This is a genomic window from Leptospira haakeii, from assembly GCF_002812045.1.
Lineage (GTDB): Bacteria > Spirochaetota > Leptospiria > Leptospirales > Leptospiraceae > Leptospira_B > Leptospira_B haakeii.
This window is the reverse complement of the sequence record NZ_NPEG01000001.1, coordinates 973,637-994,223: the sequence shown is the minus strand read 5'-3', so window position 1 is coordinate 994,223 and position 20,587 is coordinate 973,637. Positions and strand designations below refer to the sequence as shown.

Here is a 20,587-nt window from a genome sequence, read left to right as displayed (position 1 = left end):
GAAAAATTAATAGATAATTCCTAAAATAAGGACCCGGGGTTTCAATCCCGGGTTTTTTTATACCTAGTTATATAATTGGAATCCGGACAAAGGAGCTTATACCAACCATTCACCTAATTTTTTATCAAAGGAGAAGGACCCAGCTCCTCTGAACAAAAGAGAAAGCGCCGCTGACACTGCCAGAATATGGTATTCAAAACCTTCTCCGCCTTTGTCCCCAAACCAATTCATAAAGAATCCGTAACCGATATGAGTGAAACCTGCGACCGTTAAGGTAATCGCAAGTCCCAAGGCCCAGAACCTGGTCAGAAACCCGAATACAAAGCAGATCGTTCCGATAAATTCAAAACCGATAACCATAACTCCTAGGATATAAGGAGCACCTAAGGTCTCGGTAAAATAATCCATTGCAGTATAAAACCCGGAACCTTCGAACCAACCCAATGCCTTTTGGGCTCCATGTGGGAAGATACAAATCGTTAGGCCTAATCTTAGGAATACTGGTCCTAAACCTTCTTTCGTTTGAAATAAATTATATAACATGCCGAATCTGCATCCTATAGAACCCAAATCAGGACATATTTCCATTCTAATTTATCTTCACCGCGACCAGAAGCCGACTTACAGGCCAAAATAGGTTGTCGAAAGGGGTATTTCCGTAAATTTTGGCAATACGAACGCATCGGAAGGTACCTATGTCTGAAGAGACAGCCGAAAAGAAGAACAAAAAAATCAACAAGATGAGCGCCGGGGAGCTTGATCAAGCTCTGAAAGACGCAGTCGAGAAGATGAACGGGGAAACGAGCAAGTACGTACAACATCTTAAAGCGAGAAAAGAAGAACTCGCTAAAAAGAAGTAAGCACTACTTTCAAAACCCACAAAACCCTCCGCAGACTCGTGCGGAGGGACCTCAAAATTCCTAAGAACCATGCTACAATTCATCGATATCAAGCACCGGTTCGGTAGCTCCACACTTTTCGAAAACTTCTCCTGGCATATTAAGCCTGGCTCCAAGATCGCTTTAGTAGGACCAAACGGTTCAGGTAAATCCACTTTATTCAAAATGGCCGTGGGAGAACTAAATCCTGAAGAAGGTTTAGTCAGTCGCTCCAAACATACGGAGATTTCTTTATTCCAGCAGATCCCGGACTTCAATTTCGAAGCAAGGGTAATCGATACTGCACTTTCTAAGCATAAACATTATAATGAATATATAAAACGTGCCGAAGACATTCATGCAAGAATGGATCGTACGGATCATGACTCTCCTGAATTCACTACTTTATTAGAAGAACAAAGCCAATTAGAAGAATATGCATTTACCTACGGCGTTCATGAGTTAGAAGCTCAGGCAAAAAAGATCATTGGCGGTTTAGGTTTTTCTAATGATCAAATGGAGAAGAAGGTTAAAGAATTTTCTCCCGGCTACCAACACAGGTTGGGACTTGCGATAGCCATTTTGAATCCAGGAAACCTTCTTCTTTTGGATGAACCTACCAACCACCTGGATCATGCATCTAAAGCTTGGCTTGCGGAGTATTTGGTAGATACAAATCGTTCTTTCGTCCTGGTAACTCACGATCCTGAATTTTTGAACGCAACTACTGATACGATCGCAGAATTAAATCCTTCAGGTGTTTTAGAATTTAAAGGAACCTTAGAAGATTATTTTGAGCATAAAAACGAACTTTTAGATAAATTAAGACTCCAATTCAAAAAAGAAGAAGCCTACTTAAAGAAAAGAACCGAGTGGATAGAACGTTTCCGTTCCAAGGCAACGAAAGCCAAACAGGTCCAAAGTGTTATTAAGAAATTGGAAAAAAGGGATAAGGTAGACGAACCTGAAGATTCATTCTGGAATTCGAAAACTGAATACAGGTTCAATTATACTCCTTGCGGTAATCTTTCCTTTAGAATTGAGAATGCTTCTTTTGCTTACGAAAAAACAGGGAAGAATATTTTTTCAAACGCAGAACTTCATGTTTCCAATGGGGACAAGATCGCTATCATTGGCCCGAACGGTGCAGGTAAATCCACTTTCTTAAGAAACATATTAGGAATTCATAAATTATCCGAAGGCTCTGTTACTTTCGGACCCAAAACAAAGATCGGCTACTTCTCGCAAAACCATCATGAGCACTTGGATCCAGAAAAAAATCTTTTAGAAACTATTCTTTCTGTTTATCCGGATCTTCCGGATGTGGAAGCAAGAAAGCTATTAGGTTACTTTTCCTTTAGCGATGATAGAGTTTTCAAAAAAGTGGGACTTCTCTCCGGAGGAGAACAGAGCAGATTGAGATTAGCCCTATTAGTAAGATTCTCTTCTAATACCTTATTTTTGGACGAACCTACCAACCACTTGGACTTAGTTGTAAGAGATAATTTGAAACGTGCACTCCAAGAATACCCTGGAGCGGTTTTAGTTATCTCTCACGATCCTGATTTTTTAAAGGACCTATGCACCAGAACCGTTTCCGTTTCGAACGGAAAAGTAAAGGATCTGAATACCAGCTTTTCGGATTATCTAAAATTCCCTCCGGAAGAATTAGAAGCAGAAGGCGGTTTTACTGTAAAAGCCCCGACCGAAAACGCGGGTAGCGAGAATAAGACCAGATCCCAAAAGAATGCTGATAAAAATCGGGTAAAAAAATTACAAAAAGAAATAGAACAAATCGAAGCTAAGATTGCTCTATTAGAAAAGAATAAATCCAACTCTGAGGAACTTCTCGCAGATCCTGAGTTTTATAAAAAGCGCAGTTATCAAATGGAACTAGACACTTATAACGAGACCAAAAAAGAGATCTCAAAGTTGACCGAAACCTGGGAAAAACTGCAAATCGAAATGGAAGAACTTTCTTCCGTAGTATAGACGATCCATAAGGAGACTGAATGAATCCGAAAGAATTAAAAAATAGATTAGATGCTAGAAAATCAGGAAGTGATGATTTTTACCTCCTGGATGTGCGTAACCCGAACGAACAGGAGATCAGCACTATTGACGGAACAGATCTTTTGATCCCAGTAGCGGAATTGCCTGCTCGTATCGGAGAATTGGATTCTTGGAAATCTTCCGGGAAAGAAATTATAGTATATTGCCGTTCCGGAGCAAGATCTGCGAATGCCTGCGGAGTTTTAAAATCCACAGGATTTTCGAAAGTATTTAACTTGGAAGGCGGGATCCTTTTGTATTCTGACGAAGTGGATCCTTCTCTAGCTAAATATTAAGAATTTATCATCTACTTGGATAAAAACTTAGAGATAGCCGGAAGAACAACTTCCGGCTTTTCTATATGAGGTAGATGCCCTGCATCCTTCACCAAAACGAATTCTGCATTTAAAAGTTCCTTCACATACTCACCTTTTTCCAACGGAGTAGTATGATCCTTATCTCCCCAAAAAACCAACACTTGTTTTTTAGTTAAGGCCAACTTTTCGAACTCAGGCTTAGGATCGAAAGAAATAATATTTCGGATCGTAGATAAGATCGCTCTTCCAAAACCTTTAAAACTAAGCTGGGTCTCATACTTCTCTACCCAATCGTTTGGGACCTTAGAAGGATCTACAAAATCAGCGGAGATCCCTTTGGGCAAAGAAGGAATATAAACTGCAGAGTTTAAATATTCTCCGATCAAAGGAATAGTGAGAGGAAATGTATTTGTTTTTGAAGTGAAAGGATCTACTAAGACTACTTTTTTAATTCTATCGGGATATTTAGAAACGTAATGAGCGGTGATAGGACCGCCCATGGAAAGTCCCATTATATCGAAAGAGTCATTTATATGCAGAAAATTTAATAGATCAGAGATCTGAGTAACAAACAGATCCAGATTATAAACCGTATCAGGCCTGTCGGAATAACCTCTGCCATACAAATCGAAACGTAAAACTCTATAACCAGCATCGGTGAGTGATTTTTGGACTGGGTCCCAGATAAAATATGGAGTGGAAAATCCGTGAACTAAAACTACAAGATTTCCTTTTTCAGGTCCGGACAATTCAAAGTGAGTCCAACCTAAAGGAAGTTCCGCAAATTGGCCCGAGACTCCGGAACGAATTGATCCATTTAATTCGATTTTTTCTCTAGAGCGTACAAATGGTAAAGCGGTAAGTACGATGAGTATAATTACCGCTAAGCCGAGTAGATATTTCTTTCTCATTCTTTATCTAAAAGAATTTTACGGAAAAATAAAAAGCCTTCGTCAAGAGGATCACCTATCCCTCTTTTTTTCAACATCCCAGTCATATCCAAAACGATGATCCCGTACATCCAGGAATACATTGTTCTTGCGAGAGAAGGATAATCTTCTTCTTTGATCTTAAATTCTCCCGATCTAACGCCCGCTCGGATAGTTTCCAAAAATACGCGGTAACTGGTTGGAAGTTTAGGGAATGCTTTCCTATGCATGTGACCATGAACCGTGTTGAACATTACCTTGTGCAACTCTTGGTTATTTCCTGAAAAATCGTAATAAGCCCTTGCGATCAGAGTCAATTTTTCGTAGGCATTTTTTCCGTTCAGTCTGGAAGCTCTAAGAGTTTCGGTTAACTGAGCTTCTCCCTGGGAAATGATAATTTTGATAATATCTTGTTGGCTTTTGAAGTGAGAATAAGGACTTGCAACGCTGCAATCCAACTTCTCGGCGATCCTTCTCATGGAAAGCCCATCAATTCCCTCTTCGTTCAATATATCCAAAGCCGCCTGGACGATGGATTCTTTATTTAAACTATTTCTAGTGCGCCTTCTAGGACGCGGAGCAGCTACTGCAGTCATAATTTTTGCCTTCAGGACAATCGAAAGCCGAGAACGGCTCGAATATCGTCCCCATTGTCCAGTTATCCCAAAAATAGGCAGGATGTTCAAGAGTTTCCTTTTCAAATTTGGGGATTTTCCTAGTATAGGATACAAAAAAGATAGAAACGGACCCCTAGAATGAAAGCAACCGCCTCTTCCAAGGTTAAACCAAAGACCAAAGCCTCAAAAACCACACAACATTCCCTTAAAAAAGCCACAAACGCTAAGAGCAAGACCCAATCCCCTAAGAGACATTTTCCAGCTCCTTGGTCATTAACAGGAGAAGGATTTCTATTCCCACTGTTTGGTAGGAAGTCCTACAACTCAGAAATGGCATTTTTGGATGAAGAAGATCGTAAATCCTTCAAAGGAGGACTTGGTTCTTTGATGTTAGTGAACTACGAAAGATCAGATGTTGGACCTTATTACGAACTTTTATATATCCCGGGAAATTTCGAACATAAGGATACAAATTATAAGAGAATCACCCGCATTTTTGTATCTAGCCAAACTTCGGTAGATGAAGGAATTCGCAACTGGGCCATCCCAAAAGAAAGAGCAGACTTCACTTGGAAAAAAGAAGGCGGATTAACTAAGATAGAAGTTTCCAGAGACGGAAAAACTTTTTTCAAAATTAGGATCCGTACATTAGGTTTCAATTTTCCAGTAAGCACTTCTATTCTTCCCTATGTTCTTTTACAAAAAGCAGAAGATGGATCCAAACTAAGTACAGCATTTATAGGTACAGGTAAGGGAAAATTCGCAAGAATAGAATCCGTTTGGTCTGATGAAACTATCTTTCCGGACTTTATCAAAGGTGGAGGAATGAAAACTGGAATAGGAGCTTCTCCTTTTCATCTCACCTTCCCTGTTGCGGAAATTGTAGAATAAGCTAAACATTAAAATTTAATAAAATACTTTATATAAAAATCCGCAAGGAGTCCTGCTATGAAGAAATTCCGTTTAGTGATTATTCTTCCTTTCTTGTTTTTATTCTTTTCCGATTCTGTATTTTCCGGAACTGCCAAACCTCAAATTAAAGATTTTAATTTCGAGGCTGGAATGTCTAAAGTAGATATCACAGGACCTCCTACAGGGATCATGTTCTGGGGTTATGCTCAAGAAGGACAAAAAGGAGAAGGTATACATCTCCGGCAATTCGCAAGAGCATTGGTCATCAAAGATCCTAAGACCGGAAAAGTATTAGCGTATGTGACTGCAGAATTAGGCGGGGTTCCGCATGAGGTCCAAAGAGATGTAGTAGCTAGATTAAAAAAGGAAGTAGATCCTAATTTTAATTTAGCCAATGTACTTCTAAATGCTTCTCATACTCATAGCGCTCCTGCAGGCTTTTTCCATTATATTCAAAATTCAATATACACTACTAAGTTTTTTCCGGAATACTATTCGGTAATCACAAACGGTATCTTCCAAGCGATCAAGGAAGCTTATTCCAAAAAAGAAATAGCTCAATTATTGATTGGGAGCGCTATCGTAGAAGGAGCCGGAGTAAACCGTTCGTTAATAGCCTACCAAGCAAATCCAAAAACAGAAAGAGACAGATATAATTCCGATACCGATAAAACAATGATCCAAATTTCTGTGAATACCAGAAGAGGTGTGATCGGGATCGTAAACTGGTTCGGGGTGCATACAACAAGTATGACTTTCGACAATCATTTAGTATCTACGGACAATAAAGGATACGCTTCTTATCTTTCAGAATTCGAAGCAACAAAAAGAGGACAAAAAGATTTTATAGCGATCTTTGCTCAAGCGAACGAAGGAGATGTAACTCCAAACTTAAACCTGAACAATACCGGTCCCGGAAAGGATATGTTTGAAAGCACAAAGATCATTGGAGAAAGACAATATCTTGCGAGTTCTAAGATCTTAAATGACGATAATCTTAGAGTTTTACCTTCCGGTCTAAATTATACTCAGTCTTTTATAGATATGCCAAACTCGATCGTTCGTAAGGAATTTTCAGAAACCGGAAAAGACGAAAGAACATGTTTGTCTGCATATGGATATGCTTTAGCAGCAGGTTCTACGGAAGAAGGTGGTGGGCATTGGCTTTTCCACGAAGGAATGAAAGACGAAGATAGAAAATTCTATATCGACTGGTTAGCTGCAAGATTATTACAAGCTCCAAGCGATGAATTGAGAGTTTGCCAAAAACCTAAAGCCATCCTTTTTCCAATGGGGGAAACAAAACCGGATCCTTCTCTCTCCCAAATTCTACCTTTAGGACTTGCGACAATCGGTGATTTTGCTTTGATCGTTTCACCTAATGAAGTCACTACGATGTCCAGCAGAAGAATGAAAGAAACGGTCAAAAAAGTTTTAGGACCTAAGATCAAAGATATAGCACTTTCAGGGCTGACTAACGATTTTGCAGGATATATCACTACTAAGGAAGAATATTCTACTCAACAATATGAAGGTGGTCATACTCTTCATGGCCCTTTTAGTTTAGATCTTTTTAGGCAAGAATACCATAGACTTGCAAATGATCTTTTACAAAACAAGGTAAGTGACCAAGGAATATTCCCTAAAGATCTAAGTTCTACTGTTGTAGGTACTGATGTTCCTCATAGAGATAAAATCTCTTCTTTCGAGCCTAAAATCAAAAATCCAAATGAGAGTATTGTAAAGATAGGAGAATCTGTTTCTTGCGAAGTAAGTTCCGTAAATCCGAACATTTCTTATCCTAAACAAAAATCCTATTTTGATGTGGAGAAGAAAGAAGGAGACAAATGGATTACTACTTACACGGATTCTAGCTGGCCCACTAAATTCTTTTATAAAAAATCCTTCTTACCTTTGTTCGATGATAAGATCCAATTGGTTTGGGAAACGGATAAGAATGATTCTCCTGGAGTTTATAGGCTGAAACATTCCTCCTTCTATCTTAATAAAGAAGGTAAAGAAGTCCCATTCTCCATTGATTGCCCTGAATTCGAATTAAAATAGTATGACTCGGAAACGATGTAAATTGGAATGGTAGTACACCGTATTGATCAGCAGTTATTGACTGCATAATGTTAATATTTTTAGGACTGGAAAAATGGAAGAAGCAGTTTTGTTGGACGGGATCCGCACCCCTTTCGGAAATTTCGGCGGAACATTAAAAGATGTAAGCGCAGTGGATTTAGGAGTATTAGTTTCTAAATCATTGTTAGAGAGAACAGGAGTGAATCCTTCCGATATAGGTGAGTCTATTTTCGGGAACGTGGTGCCTACTGGTAAAGAAGCTATCTATCTAGCGAGACATATTGGACTCAAAACCGGATTACCAATCACAGTTCCAGCTTTGACCTTAAATAGACTTTGTGGTTCCGGAATGGAAGCAATCATCCAAGCGGCTAAAAAAATCTACTTGGGAGAATCTGAGGCAGTTCTTGCAGGTGGATCCGAATCCATGAGCAATGCGCCTTATGTTGTGCGTAACGCAAGATGGGGAGTTAAATACGGTTCTACTGAATTCGAAGATTCATTAGAGCAAGGATTAACTGACCAATATGTTGGCCTCATCATGGGAGCAACTGCGGAAAATCTTGCAGACCAATACAAGATCAGCAGAGCAGAACAAGACGAATGGGCCGGGATTTCCCAAACCAGAGCGGAAAAAGCTACGGTAGAAGGTAGACTAAAAGAAGAAATCCTTCCTGTAACTGTTGGTGGAAAAAAGCCGGTTACATTAGAAAAAGATGAATTTATCAAAGGTGCAGCTTCTATCGAAAAACTTTCCGGGCTAAGACCTGCTTTTAGAGAAGGTGGAACAGTTACTGCAGGAAACGCATCCGGTTTGAATGATGGAGCTGCTGCAACTATCATTACTTCCGCATCTTACGCTAAGAAAATCGGTAAAAAACCTTTGGCGATCATCAGAGGATACGGACATGCAGGATGTGATCCTGCGAAAATGGGAATCGGGCCTGCATTAGCAATTCCGATCGCTCTTAAAAAAGCAGGCTTAAAACTTTCCGACATGAGCCTTGTAGAAGTAAACGAAGCGTTTGCAGCTCAATACCTAGCAGTTCAAAAAGAATTAGGCTTAAATCCTGAGATTACAAACGTAAACGGTGGAGCAGTTGCAATCGGACATCCGCTCGGAGCGAGTGGCGCAAGAGTAACCATCACATTAGCTTACGAACTTAGAAGAAGAAAGGCAAAATATGGAGTCGCTTCTCTCTGTATCGGTGGCGGCCAAGGGATCGCTCTGATCCTGGAAAACCCGGAAGCATAACAAAAAAGACTAGGTCCCGCTTGGTTTGCAGGACCTAGTCCAGTTCTCACTTCCCTAGTTTACGCTTTTATAATCTTTTTTCCAATTCGAAAGTTTCTGCCAAAAGTTCGTAAGAACGAACCCTGTCCTTAAAATCGTATGTGATCGTAGAAACTACCACTTCATCAATCCCATATTCTTCAGTCAGATCTAAAATCCTTTTTTTAACCGTATCAGGAGTTCCTACAATCATTCTCCCTCGATTATGCAATAATCTGACTCTTTCCATATCTGAATACACATACGGTTTGATTTCTTCGTAAGAAAGTATACCCTCGCTAATTCCTTTTTCAATGTTTAAAAGTTGTCTGTCCATCACAGCTTGTAGTTCTTCAGCCTTCTCTTTTGTATCCGCACATAACACGAATATTCCCACGCTTGCATGAGGGATCGAAAGTGCTTCGGAAGGTTGGAATCTTTCTTTATATGCTTGGATACTCGCGTATCCTCCAGTTGGGTTAATGAACTGAGCAAAAGATAAAGCCATTCCAAAATGAGCTGCAATCAAAGCGCTTTCTCCACTGGAAGTTAAGATCCAAAGTTCAGGACAGGTCTCTGCAACAGGGATCGCTTTTACCTTCTCCTGAATTGAATCGGGCTCAGCGTTATCCGTCAAGAAGTCTCTCAGGTCCATCAATTGTTGGATAAAATCATTTTGAACAAAACTGTTAGAAGGATTCAATATAGCGGCTGTTAGTCGATCGCCGCCAGGAGCCCTACCTAGTCCCAGATCTATTCTTCCTGGAAATAAAGTCTCGAGCATTCTAAAATTTTCAGCTACCTTGAGAGAACTGTGATTCGGAAGCATAATCCCACCAGAACCCATGCGGATCCCTTTTGTTTCGCCGGCAAGATGTGAGATCAAAACTTCAGGAGAAGATCCTGCCAACCCCAAAATATTATGATGTTCTGAAACCCAATATCTGTGATAACCCAGCCTGTCAGTAAGCTTCGCAAGTTCGATCGTCTCCTGGACCGCTTGGCTCGCGGTCCCACCTTTACGAATTGGAGACTGATCTAAAACACTTAATCGGATCATATTAGAATGCAGACTTGACCACGCCGCCATCCACGCGAAGTGCAGCACCATTTGTTGCGGAAGAAAGTGGAGAAGAAAGATAAACAGCAAGATTTGCAACTTCTTCCACAGTAGCGAATCTTTGTAAAAGAGAGGTTGGTCTTGCGTTTTTAAAAAATTCTTTTTCTACAGTTGAAGTGGAAACGTTTTGTTGTTTAGCAAGATCTTCAAGAAATCCTTCTACACCCTCGGATCGAGTTGGTCCGGGCAGAATAGAATTTACGGTTACATTGGTTCCTTTTGTGAGTTCTGCAATTCCCCTGCCTAAGGAGATCTGAGCGCTTTTTGTAACTCCATAATGGATCATTTCATTCGGTATTTGTATCCCTGACTCGCTGGATATAAATAAGATCCTTCCCCAATTCTTTTTGAGCATAGAAGGTAAATAAGCTCTGGAAAGTCTAACTCCGCTAAGAACATTCACCTCGAAAAAACGGATCCAATCTTCATCCGGGATATCCACAAAATCTTTAGGTTCGAAAATCCCGACATTATTCACAAGTATATCTACATTAGAAAATTTTGATACGATTTTGTTTACTTCTTCCTTGCTGGAAAAGTCCGCTTCTACACCGAGAAGATTTGCTTTAGGGACTTTTTTCTGAATGGCGGAGATCGCCTCTTCTACCCTTGCCTTGGTCCTACCGTTTATTATAACCTGAGCTCCTTCTGCTGCGAGGCCGGTGGCGATTGCTAGTCCAATTCCTGCGGTTGATCCTGTTACTAATGCGATTTTATCTTTGAGTTGGGTATCCATGTATTGTTTTCCATTACTTAGACGAAGCTAACCCAAGACTAGGCAAAAACGGTTTTCATCCATGCCTTAGGCTTAGGTCGGCTTCTAATTAAATCTTAGTATCTGCGGTAAGATATTTTACAGCAATTTTCGGGTTGTGCTAAATTCAAAAAACCTTTTATACTTAGGCAATAAATGATCCTCAGCAAAGAAATCCAAACCCCTTTAGGAATACTTCTCGCGGGAGCAGTGGAAGAGGGTATCTGCCTTCTGGAATTCACAGAAAAAGAGAGGTTAGACCTCCAACTTACTCGGCTCAAAAAAGTTTTCGGCGAGGATATCCAACCGGGAGAAAGTAAGTTTTTCCATCGGTTAGAAGAGCAACTTCAGGGATATTTCCAAGGCAAAAGAAAGGAGTTCGATATTCCTCTGGTGGTCTTAGGCACCGATTTTCAGAAAAAAGCCTGGGAGGCCCTACATTCGGTGGTTTATGGAAAAACAAATTCTTATGAGGCTCAGGCAATCCGGATCGGAGATAAAAACGCAGTCCGTGCAGTCGCGAAAGCAAACGGAGAAAATCGGATCGCTATCTTAATCCCATGTCATAGGATCGTTGGCAAAAGTGGAGATCTAACCGGATACGGTGGAGGGCTTTGGAGAAAAAAGTTCCTGCTCGAGTTAGAGCAAAAGTTTTCTGATTCTCCTACCTTACCTTTTTTCCGAGGTGAATAACAGAACCGATGCTTCCGGGGAAAGTGACTCCTTCGAAAGGGGACCAACCACTTTTACTTTTTATATCTTCTTTTTTGAATGTAGTCGGAGTTTGAAAATCCAGAACAGTAAAACTTCCGCAATAACCTTCTTCGATCTTTCCAAATCCTTTTCCATATTCCTTAGGTAAGAACTCTGCCACAAAATCCCCTGGATTCTCCGCGCATATCTCTGAAATTTTTTCTAAAGAGATTCCTGCCGTTCTATGTAACCAAGTCACGAATAAAGAATAAGTATCCAGTTGAGAAATTCCAGATGTACCTTTTAATTTTTCTTCAATAGAATGTGGGGCATGATCAGTGGCTAAGAAGTCGATCCATCCTTCTTTAACCCCTTGGAGCAGAGCCTCTTTATCCTCAGGTCCTCTTAACGGTGGATTCATTTGGAACCAATGACGATTTTCATCCGTAAGCATGGTTCTATCAAAATATAAATGTGTAGGAGTCACTTCACATTTTACTTTGACTCCTCTCTTCCTTGCATCTATGATCTTTTTTAAACCTTCTTCTGTTGAATAATGGCATAACTTTCCAACTAGTTCGTATTTTTCTATCAGATAAAGTGCGAAGTCGGTAGCTAAAGTTTCCGCGATAGCGGGCCTTCTATCCTCATGATAAGTCTCATTCTGACTTTTTTCTAAAATTTCAGGATCTTCACAATGAAAGCTAATATTACAACCTTTATAATGACGGATTGTTTCCTCTAACTGCTCATTGGAATAAAAGAATAACTCCCCGATAGAAGGACCCATGAACGCCTTGTAAGGGACATGAGCCTTTAAAGGTTTTGTATGAGGACCTATACCCGCATATAAAGTGATACGAACAGGAGAATGATCTGCAAGTTCTCTCTTTTTAGAATAAGTAATATCGTCGGTAGGAGGAATAGGATTATTAGGCATATCCGCGATATGGATCACACCTCCATTGATTGCTGCATTTCCAGCGGATAAAAAATCTTCTTTATATTTATGTTTTCCGGACTCGTCTTCTCTCGCATGCACATGAATATCGCCGAAACCTGAAAAGATCGTAAACTTGTCCGGATCGAACGCGAGTTCTTCTGCATTAGAAGATTGTAATGTTTTATTTTTTTGGATGGAGAGTATAAGGCCTGTTTTCGGATCCAATTCCACCGTTCCAATAAAGGATCCTTTGGAGTTTTGGAATTTTCCCGATATTTTTCGAATCTGAGCAGCCATTAGCCCATTATATCTCAGGCGCCTTTTTTTTCTATCGCATTCAAAAGTTTCGTAACAGCGGCAGAAGGTCCCTGCTCCTTACGGATCTGAATTGCGAGGTCCCTGGCCTCATCCAAACGATTTGTATGATAATACATATCCGCAAGATGTAGGTTGTTTTGAGCATGGCCTTCGGAAAATGATCTCAACTCTTCCGACAAACGGATTGCTTCTTGGATATCTCCCGTCTTTTTAGCACAATAAGAGAGTATAAAAAGCATTTCAGGATCTTTCACGATCCCCATCTCTCTCAATTCTTGCGCCGCCATATATGCGGTCTGATAATCCTTTATCTTCAATCCAAGTTTTAAGATCAACTTAGAACGAACCGGATGTGAATCTTGGCTTCCTTGTAGATCAGAAAGGAATTTTTTCAATTCTGAAACTGAACTAGTCTTTTTAATTCGATCTGAAATTTCTTTCCAAGAAGAAACACCACCGCCAGATCTAGGTTCAGTTTCATTCCTACTAAAAGAAGAATATTCGGAACCCTCTTCGGTTCGGATAGACTGGATCATTCTATTAAATTGATCTGCTAAACTTCCTATCTCATCCCAGGCTTCCGGATGTAATTCTCTTTGTAGATCTCCCTCGGTAGCAAGTTCCAATGCGGAGTATAATCTATCCAACGGATGGATCACAAAAAATGAGAAAAACGAATTGATCGCTATGGAAAAAAGAAGAAGACAAACTAAAAATGCAAGCACCGGCTTTTTCAATAATCCAGTTTCGAAAGCCAAGAACTCCTGATAAGGAATCCCTATCTCTTTCATTTGAGTTTTACCAGGAGATTTTTGGATTATGGAATAATAATATTCCCCCATCGCAAGCCCCGGGATCCGTCTGAAATGAGGTTCTCCTTCCGGAACCAACTCTCTCATTTGATCCAATGTAAAACTGCGCAATACCTCTCCTTCTGCAGAAGAGTTTTTAACGGAACCAGAGAGTATTTTTAAGAATAATGCAAACTTCTCCTCTTTACCATCGGGAGAGATCTGTTCCAAAATCCCTTCTCTGATATCCTTAGTAGGGAGATTCCTGATCTTTTTACGGATTTTCTCCAAAGATTTGGAAAAGTTAATTAAATTTTCAGAATATTTCTCGGAACCCTTCAATGATTCGGCGACTTTTGCATAAGAAGGAAATTCTTTATTCAAAGCAGAAGGATTATTCCAAACAAAAGAAAGGATCAGATCCCTTTTAGATTCTGCAAAAAAAGAAGTCTCCAATCCCCCGGATGTTGTTAGAACAAATCCATCATTATCTTGCACGGAAAGCAAATAGGAATCAGGAGACAGATCTTGCGCTTTTAATCTCTCTTTAACTGTTTCATTAAAAGATTCTAATCCAGGTTGTAGAAACAGCCAACTGCTTCCCTGGAATACGAATAATAACAATAATACGATCCCGAGTAAAATGGGAGATCTTAGACTGAAAGCTTCTCCGGAGGCCCTTAAATGGATCAGCCATGCTAAAAATAATGCAGTTAGGAAAATCGGATTCCAGAAAGAAAGCCCAATGGCTCTGTCCAAAGGATAAGCGATCTCTTTTAAATGAAAAAGTATAGTAGTCCCAAGAAGAAGTAAAAAAGGAACCCAAAGAGAAAGGGCCATTAGCTGAATATCAGATCGATGAGCTTGGAATCCTCTCCAAACTCCGAACAATAATATTACAGAAACATAAATAACTCCGAACCAAAAGATCACTCTTTCGTCCGATCTATGAATTACGTCGTAGACTCCTCCACCGAAATCATAAATCGGTTTGGCAAATATTGTTCCTACTATATGTAGGACCAAAATGCTTAAGGCTAGAAAATATCCGGCACCTAATAAGATCCTTCCCGTTTTTTCGGAAGCTTGAGAATTCAGTAGGAAAAAGTATAAGCATAGATGGGCGCAGAGTAAAAACGCAGAAGGAAGCGAAAGCCATCTATGCAAAAAAGAAAGTGGATGAAAGAACGAAGTCCCGAGCAAAAATGAAAGCTCGAGTAGCGCACAATATAAGAATACCCAGCCTAAATGTAAGGTTGTTTCGTATTTTTCCTTTCTAATTAGAAGAAAAAAAGCGCAGAGTCCGGAAAGAAGAAATCCGGTAAGATAACTGACGCTGGAAAAAGTTAAAACAGCCATGATGGATCAAAGCATCATTTCACACAGATAACTGCGAATTTGTTCGTGCTGGGACTTGGAGAAAAATCTCCGCTGCCTAAGTTTACAGTCATATAATCCCCTTTTTCTCCTGCAGCACTTGTAGACCAAAACAATCCGATAGTTTTAATTTTTTTGTCCGCTCTTTTGGAGAATGTCTTAAGCTCTTCCTTGTCCGGAAGTCTCTTTTTTCTAGATGAACAATAACGAACTGCATCTTCCCAAGCAACAGGGGATCCGGCTTCTTCGTCCCAACCATGCTTTCCATAAACAGGGGTTTTATCCAAATATTCCTGAACTATAAAATATCCGAAAAATACGATCAATGCGACTGCGATAAATCCAATCACTTTTACAAGAGTCCCTGAACTTCCTCCGGATTGATGAGGAGCCTTCATTGGAAGTTCCTTCATCGTTTCTGAAATTTTAGTAGCTACAGTATGTTGTTGGTGGCGATTCGAACGACCGTGCTCCGGTCTTTTTTTCTGCTGATGGCCGCGGTTTCCTCCGCCTGGATGTTTGTGGGAAGATTCTTGTTTTTTATTCCCGGAAGTTTTGCGGGGAGGCTTACGACGGTTCGCCATAAAGTAGGTTATCCTTTCAGTCGATGGATTTGGACCTATTTATTATAGAAGGTCCTAAACGAATTTTAAAATCGTCCGTAAAAGAATCTCTACCAAGACTAGCTCATTTAGTAAAGAAAAAACCGCCAGGCCGAAAGGAAAGCCCCCACACATACTTAAAAAAGGTCGAATGTTTCCAGTATAGCCGAAAGGATTGTCCCAGAATGCAGACGATTCGAATCGGATTAATTGGCGCAGGCACTGTCGGCTCAGGAGTTCTTAAAATTCTTTCGGAAGAATCCGCAAGATTCGAAAAAGAATACGGTATCTCCCTAAATGTACATACTATTTGTACCAGAACTCCCTCAAAAATCGCCCCAATTTCTAAATTATTTTCTAAAGTAAAAATAACAGACGATTACAAACAAGTGGTGGGAAACCCCGAAATCGATACGATCATTGAACTTGTAGGAGGTACAACAATCTCCGAAGAGATCGTATTAGGTGCCTTACAATCCAAACAGACAGTAATCACAGCCAATAAGGCACTTCTTTCAGAGAAAGGAGAGATCATTTATAGAACTGCAGAAGAAAACCAAACAGAAATTGGATTCGAAGCTTCAGTTGGAGGTTCTATTCCTATCATCCGAGCCATTCGAAATTGTTTGGCGGGGGATAAGGTTCTCGGACTTTACGGGATCTTAAACGGAACAACTAACTTCATTCTTTCCAAAATGGAAACAGAAGGTTTAGATTATAAAGAAGCACTAAAACTCGCTCAGGAAAAGGGATTTGCAGAAGCAGATCCAAGCTTTGATGTAGAAGGTATAGATACCGCACATAAGATCAGTATTTTAGGATCCTTGGCCTTCGGAGAAAAGATACCGTTACAAAACATAGTGGTAGAAGGTATAACAAAGATTACACGATTAGACATTGCATTCGCTTCTGATCTTGGTTATCGGATCAAGTTACTCGGTCTTGTAAGAAAATTGGATGGTAAGGTCGAGGCCAGGGTCCAACCGGTAATGATCCCCAAACATCATGCATTCGCAAGCGTGATGAATGAGACAAATGCAGTGTATTATAAGACTGCATTTGCCGGTCCGGGTTTAATCGTAGGAAAAGGTGCAGGAGCATTGCCTACCGCTTCCGCAGTGGTTTCGGATCTGATCTATTACAGCTCAAGGCGAGGCAAAAATCTTCCGATGGAAAAGAACAGATTCCCAAAAGCCTCTATATCTGAAGCTAACCAAACAGAAGCTAGATATTATCTGAGATTTAATACCTTGGACCAGCCAGGGGTTTTAGCGGAAATTGCAAAAGATTTGGGAACAAATGGAGTATCTATTTCTTCTGTTCGCCAAAACGAATCTGAAAAGGAACCTGCAGAAGTAGTGGTGGTCACACATCCATGCGTAGAAGCTTCTATTTCTGCGTCTTTAGGAAGGATAGATGCTTCCGAAGTGGTATTAGAACCCTCGGTTGCGATCCGCTTGGAAGACAAATTGTAAAAGTATGAACGAATTTCCCTGCACATTATCCTTACATGAAGGATTCGGGGATTCACATTTGGATTTATTTTTGGATATTGACGGAAATTCTCGTCTAATCACCTTCGGAACAGTAGCTTCTTATTGGGACTTGCTCCAAAGTGGATCGAAAATAACTTTTCAAAGAAAGAATGATCACAGAAGGATCTATCTGGACTTAGAAGGCGAAATCGAAGAGAAGGGACGACTTAGGATACTTTACCGTGGATCCGCCAAAACGGATTCTAAATCGGAAGAAGTCTCCGGATGGACGGAATTGACAGCCACCATCAAAGACGGAACAATGATGTTTTAACGCGGATCGGGATAAAATGGCAAAAACGGAATTCGAAGGCCTTTACATAGAAACTAAAAGAGACTCCGTCGGAGACAAAGAAGTTCTAGTCGTCATCATGAACGGAAAAGTGACGAATTCGAACGCTTTCGAAATTTCCAGAAAGATCAATTTCGTTTTCGACGAAGGGATCTACGAGATCATCTTAGACCTCTCTTCTTTAGAATATATCAATAGTGTCGGAGTTACGACTCTTCTAACCTTGATTAAAACCGTAGATCAGCATAACGGAAAAATAGTGATCGGAGGATTGAATCACTTCTTAGAGAATGTGATCCGATTGATGGAATTACCTAAAAAGGTAGCGATCTATCACACTCTGGACGAGGCCAAAGCGGTCTTTAAATAATACTTTCTTGTTTAGAAAGAATATCTAAATATTCTAAAATACCTTTCGCAATGATCTCCTTGGAAGCGGGACCGATCTCCTTTTTAGAACCTTCTTTTCCAAAAATGATCACGCTTGTATCCAAGTCACCAAAACCTTTGGAGTCCTTGCCTACGTAATTTCCTACGATAAAATCCAGATTTTTCTTCCTAAGCTTACCAAGTGCATTTTGATCCAATAGATCCGTTTCAGCTGAGAAACCGATACGAAGCACATCTTTCAGATTTTTCGCCTGGATCTTTTCCTGAACCGAAACAAGTATGTCCGGATTTTTGATCAGTTCCAGAACTAAGGTGTCGCTACCTTCTTCTTTTTTGATCTTTGATTCGTTTGCATTTTTAGGACGAAAATCTGCAGGAGCTGCGGCCATAATTAAAATAGAAGAAGAATCCACCTCTTTCAGAACCGCGTCTCTCATTTCTAAAGTAGTTTCTACCTTTACAACTCTTGCACCCTTAGGTTCGGAATATTTTGGCTCAGTTAATCCGCGGATATAAACTACATCTTTCACTAAATGAGCCGCTTCTGCTGCTAAACAATATCCCATTTTTCCGGAAGAAGCATTGGAAATAAAACGTACAGGATCGATCCACTCTCTAGTAGGCCCTGAACTTATTATAATTTTTGAATATTTAGCCAAGATCAAACATCTTATTTAGAAGTTTTCAGATACAATTCCAGGATCTTTTTTTGCATTACCGGAACATCAGCCAGTTTGCCATAACCTTCGTCACCGCAGACGACTACTCCTTCCTGAGGATCTAAAATAATCACTCCGTCTTCTTTCAAACGTGCAAGGTTCCTTTGAGTAGCAGGATGAGTGAACATATTCGGATTCATTGCAGGAGCCACTAATACAGGACATTTCGCGGCAAGATAGGTAGAAGTTACAAGATCGTCCGCAATTCCATTCGCCATTTTTGCGATAATATTTGCTGTGGCAGGAACAACAGCGATCACAGCTGCACGATTTCTCGCGTCAATATGAGCCATTCCCTGCTCATATTCATCTACTTGGACTTTTTTACCTGTGAGAGCCTCGAATGTGATCGGACCTATAAACTTGGTCGCGTTCTGGGTCATGATCACAGAAACAGGATAACCTTCTTTGGTAAGATTACGAACCAGTTCACAAGCCCTGAAGGCCGCAATACTTCCGCTGACTGCGATCAGAATATCCTTTTTATCCATAGTGCAGATCCAAAACCGATCTATTAGATTTACAACTTAAATCGCAAAGGAAGAAGGAGCGGAAAGCCTCGTAAAACGGACGGTCATGATCTTGTTTCCATCCATTTTTTCTACGGTCAGTTTACCTTCAGGGATTGCGACTTCAGTTCCTTCCTTAGGCATATCCTCTAACTTTTCTAAGATAAAACCTGCGATGGTACGAATATCGTTTAGCTCTTCTTCTTCGATACCTGTTAGGATTTCTTTTAATTCATCTAACTCAGTCTCTCCATCAATATCGAATGCATCTGGAGAATGCGATGGAACAGCATCCGTTTCATGATCGTCAGTCTCGTCCCGGATTTCGCCAAAAACTTCTTCTACTATGTCTTCCATAGTAAGTAGCCCGGAAACTCCGCCGTACTCGTCGATCACGATCGCCATATGTTGTTTTGCGAGCCGTAATTTCTGAAGTACCTTCTCTATCGACATACCTTCCGGAACCACGATAGGAGGTTGCATGATTGTAGTGACCTTTGCTTTCTTATTTCGTTTAGATTCGGAAAGCCAGGCTAAAAAGGCCTGAACGTGAACGATACCTACTATATTATCAGTAGTTCCTTCATAAACAGGATATCTGGAAAAATGATGTTCTGCAATAACCGAAAGAACACCATCCATTTGACTATCAGCAGGAATTCCCACAATACTCAAACGATGAGTCATCACATCCTTAGCTAAATGTTCAGAGAACTGGAAAGTATTTTGGATAATCTGAAATTCTTCCTGATCAATATTTCCCTGTTTATTCTGTTCCTGAATCAAGATCATCAACTCTTCTGGAGAATGAATGATACGGTGAGAGTCTTCCTTGAATCCGATCATCTTAAGCATAAAAGAGGTGAGGCCATTTAAGAAAAACGTAATAGGGAAAAATAGATAATAAAAGAAGAATATAGGAGCGCTTGTCACCAAAGCCAAGGTCTCCGTCTTCTGGATCGCTACTGTTTTAGGAAGAAGTTCTCCCAAAAGAATATGCAAAAATGTGATTAGCGCAAATGAGATTGCTACTGCAACCCCGTGAACAGTTAAGTCTGAATCAGGATAACCTGCGTAATGAAAAATAGGCTCTATCCAACTGGATAGATAACCTTCTCCCACCCAACCTAAAAGTAAACTTGCGATTGTGATCCCTACCTGGCATACTGAGAGCATATCGTTCAGCATGCTGGCCGCTTTTTTCGTGAGAACGGCCATAGGTCTGCCGTCTCTGATCAATTCTTCCAAACGAGAAGGTCTGATCGAGACCAAAGCAAATTCCGCAGACACAAAAAATCCGTTCGCAAAAATCAGAAGAAGTATTACTAAAAATCCAATCACGTCCATTAACGACAAGGTCTTCCGAATGTCAGATTTAGGCGGATTGCTAGATCGAAAGAATAAAACAAGGTGGGAAAAATATGGCTTTGGTCCGGAAAAATCCGGCTTCTACTATCGGGGTCCATCTATCTGTGATACCA

General features: G+C 40.3%; 21 protein-coding genes. 10 read left to right on the top strand and 11 right to left on the bottom strand.

What is annotated here, in order from left to right:
• Window positions 1-96: 96 nt before the first annotated feature.
• Window positions 97-543, bottom strand: coding sequence for a DoxX family protein (locus CH377_RS04775; RefSeq protein WP_100722823.1), 447 nt, complete (start codon window positions 541-543; stop codon window positions 97-99).
• A 152-nt stretch (window positions 544-695) separates the two neighbouring features.
• Here CH377_RS04775 and CH377_RS19650 point away from each other — a divergent pair, with 152 nt between their 5' ends.
• The 3 genes from CH377_RS19650 (at window position 696) to CH377_RS04765 (ending at window position 3,226) form a co-directional block, all read left to right on the top strand.
• Window positions 696-860: a hypothetical protein gene (locus CH377_RS19650; RefSeq protein ID WP_165780449.1), complete on the top strand. Its 165-nt coding sequence runs from the start codon at window positions 696-698 to the stop codon at window positions 858-860.
• A gap of 69 nt (window positions 861-929) precedes the next feature.
• Window positions 930-2,870, top strand: coding sequence for a ribosomal protection-like ABC-F family protein (gene abc-f, locus CH377_RS04770; RefSeq protein WP_100722633.1), 1,941 nt, complete (start codon window positions 930-932; stop codon window positions 2,868-2,870).
• Window positions 2,871-2,890: 20 nt separating this feature from the next.
• Complete coding sequence (locus CH377_RS04765; RefSeq protein ID WP_100722632.1) at window positions 2,891-3,226, top strand: rhodanese-like domain-containing protein; 336 nt, start codon at window positions 2,891-2,893, stop codon at window positions 3,224-3,226.
• An 11-nt stretch (window positions 3,227-3,237) separates the two neighbouring features.
• Here CH377_RS04765 and CH377_RS04760 read toward each other — a convergent pair whose 3' ends face one another.
• Together CH377_RS04760 and CH377_RS04755 are read right to left on the bottom strand one after the other, a co-directional pair.
• The gene (locus tag CH377_RS04760) at window positions 3,238-4,158 is read right to left on the bottom strand and encodes an alpha/beta fold hydrolase (RefSeq protein ID WP_100722631.1); all 921 of its coding nucleotides are present in this window, start codon (window positions 4,156-4,158) and stop codon (window positions 3,238-3,240) included.
• Entirely contained in the window at window positions 4,155-4,772 is a 618-nt protein-coding gene (locus tag CH377_RS04755) for a TetR/AcrR family transcriptional regulator (protein ID WP_086448539.1), read from the bottom strand. Before CH377_RS04755 ends, CH377_RS04760 begins: the two co-directional genes overlap by 4 nt.
• Before the next feature lie 159 nt (window positions 4,773-4,931).
• Between CH377_RS04755 and CH377_RS04750 the strand changes: the two genes are divergently transcribed.
• The 3 genes from CH377_RS04750 to CH377_RS04740 all read left to right on the top strand — a co-directional run bounded on the left by CH377_RS04750 (window position 4,932) and on the right by CH377_RS04740 (window position 9,045).
• The gene (locus CH377_RS04750) at window positions 4,932-5,684 is read left to right on the top strand and encodes an acetoacetate decarboxylase family protein (RefSeq protein ID WP_100722630.1); all 753 of its coding nucleotides are present in this window, start codon (window positions 4,932-4,934) and stop codon (window positions 5,682-5,684) included.
• A 57-nt stretch (window positions 5,685-5,741) separates the two neighbouring features.
• The gene (locus tag CH377_RS04745; RefSeq protein WP_100722629.1) at window positions 5,742-7,769 is read left to right on the top strand and encodes a neutral/alkaline non-lysosomal ceramidase N-terminal domain-containing protein; all 2,028 of its coding nucleotides are present in this window, start codon (window positions 5,742-5,744) and stop codon (window positions 7,767-7,769) included.
• Between the two features lie 94 nt (window positions 7,770-7,863).
• Window positions 7,864-9,045: an acetyl-CoA C-acetyltransferase gene (locus CH377_RS04740; protein WP_100722628.1), complete on the top strand. Its 1,182-nt coding sequence runs from the start codon at window positions 7,864-7,866 to the stop codon at window positions 9,043-9,045.
• Between the two features lie 67 nt (window positions 9,046-9,112).
• Here CH377_RS04740 and CH377_RS04735 read toward each other — a convergent pair whose 3' ends face one another.
• A complete protein-coding gene (locus tag CH377_RS04735) occupies window positions 9,113-10,123 on the bottom strand; it encodes an LLM class flavin-dependent oxidoreductase (RefSeq protein WP_100722627.1) in 1,011 nt (336 codons plus the stop codon).
• 1 nt (window position 10,124) lies between these two features.
• Window positions 10,125-10,919 carry an SDR family NAD(P)-dependent oxidoreductase gene (locus CH377_RS04730; RefSeq protein ID WP_100722626.1) on the bottom strand — a complete coding sequence of 265 codons (795 nt, stop codon included), beginning with the start codon at window positions 10,917-10,919 and terminating at the stop codon, window positions 10,125-10,127.
• Window positions 10,920-11,093: 174 nt separating this feature from the next.
• Between CH377_RS04730 and CH377_RS04725 the strand changes: the two genes are divergently transcribed.
• Complete coding sequence (locus CH377_RS04725; RefSeq protein ID WP_100722625.1) at window positions 11,094-11,630, top strand: methylated-DNA--[protein]-cysteine S-methyltransferase; 537 nt, start codon at window positions 11,094-11,096, stop codon at window positions 11,628-11,630.
• On the opposite strand, the gene CH377_RS04720 is transcribed toward CH377_RS04725, so the two are convergent.
• Genes CH377_RS04720 through CH377_RS04710 form a run of 3 tightly spaced genes read right to left on the bottom strand, consistent with a single transcriptional unit; the run spans window position 11,602 to window position 15,643 of the window.
• Window positions 11,602-12,870 carry an amidohydrolase family protein gene (locus CH377_RS04720; protein WP_100722624.1) on the bottom strand — a complete coding sequence of 423 codons (1,269 nt, stop codon included), beginning with the start codon at window positions 12,868-12,870 and terminating at the stop codon, window positions 11,602-11,604. The two genes, CH377_RS04725 and CH377_RS04720, sit on opposite strands and share 29 nt — an antisense overlap.
• Before the next feature lie 14 nt (window positions 12,871-12,884).
• Window positions 12,885-15,041, bottom strand: a complete 2,157-nt coding sequence (locus tag CH377_RS04715) for a HAMP domain-containing protein (RefSeq protein ID WP_100722623.1) — start codon at window positions 15,039-15,041, stop codon at window positions 12,885-12,887.
• Window positions 15,042-15,055: 14 nt separating this feature from the next.
• Window positions 15,056-15,643 carry an LIC_10572 family protein gene (locus tag CH377_RS04710; protein ID WP_100722622.1) on the bottom strand — a complete coding sequence of 196 codons (588 nt, stop codon included), beginning with the start codon at window positions 15,641-15,643 and terminating at the stop codon, window positions 15,056-15,058.
• A gap of 203 nt (window positions 15,644-15,846) precedes the next feature.
• Here CH377_RS04710 and CH377_RS04705 point away from each other — a divergent pair, with 203 nt between their 5' ends.
• The 3 genes from CH377_RS04705 to CH377_RS04695 are packed head-to-tail and all read left to right on the top strand — an operon-like array spanning window position 15,847 to window position 17,858.
• The gene (locus CH377_RS04705) at window positions 15,847-17,136 is read left to right on the top strand and encodes a homoserine dehydrogenase (RefSeq protein WP_100722621.1); all 1,290 of its coding nucleotides are present in this window, start codon (window positions 15,847-15,849) and stop codon (window positions 17,134-17,136) included.
• A 4-nt stretch (window positions 17,137-17,140) separates the two neighbouring features.
• Window positions 17,141-17,470 (top strand): hypothetical protein, encoded by a 330-nt coding sequence (locus CH377_RS04700; protein WP_100722620.1) that lies wholly within the window; start codon window positions 17,141-17,143, stop codon window positions 17,468-17,470.
• A gap of 16 nt (window positions 17,471-17,486) precedes the next feature.
• Window positions 17,487-17,858: an STAS domain-containing protein gene (locus CH377_RS04695; RefSeq protein WP_100722619.1), complete on the top strand. Its 372-nt coding sequence runs from the start codon at window positions 17,487-17,489 to the stop codon at window positions 17,856-17,858.
• Here CH377_RS04695 and CH377_RS04690 read toward each other — a convergent pair.
• Genes CH377_RS04690 through CH377_RS04680 form a run of 3 tightly spaced genes read right to left on the bottom strand, consistent with a single transcriptional unit; the run spans window position 17,851 to window position 20,453 of the window.
• Window positions 17,851-18,537 (bottom strand): phosphopantothenoylcysteine decarboxylase domain-containing protein, encoded by a 687-nt coding sequence (locus tag CH377_RS04690; protein ID WP_100722822.1) that lies wholly within the window; start codon window positions 18,535-18,537, stop codon window positions 17,851-17,853. The genes CH377_RS04695 and CH377_RS04690 overlap by 8 nt on opposite strands.
• Before the next feature lie 11 nt (window positions 18,538-18,548).
• Window positions 18,549-19,088 (bottom strand): phosphopantothenoylcysteine decarboxylase, encoded by a 540-nt coding sequence (locus CH377_RS04685; RefSeq protein ID WP_100708104.1) that lies wholly within the window; start codon window positions 19,086-19,088, stop codon window positions 18,549-18,551.
• 36 nt (window positions 19,089-19,124) lie between these two features.
• Complete coding sequence (locus tag CH377_RS04680) at window positions 19,125-20,453, bottom strand: hemolysin family protein (RefSeq protein ID WP_100722618.1); 1,329 nt, start codon at window positions 20,451-20,453, stop codon at window positions 19,125-19,127.
• Window positions 20,454-20,587: the final 134 nt, after the last annotated feature.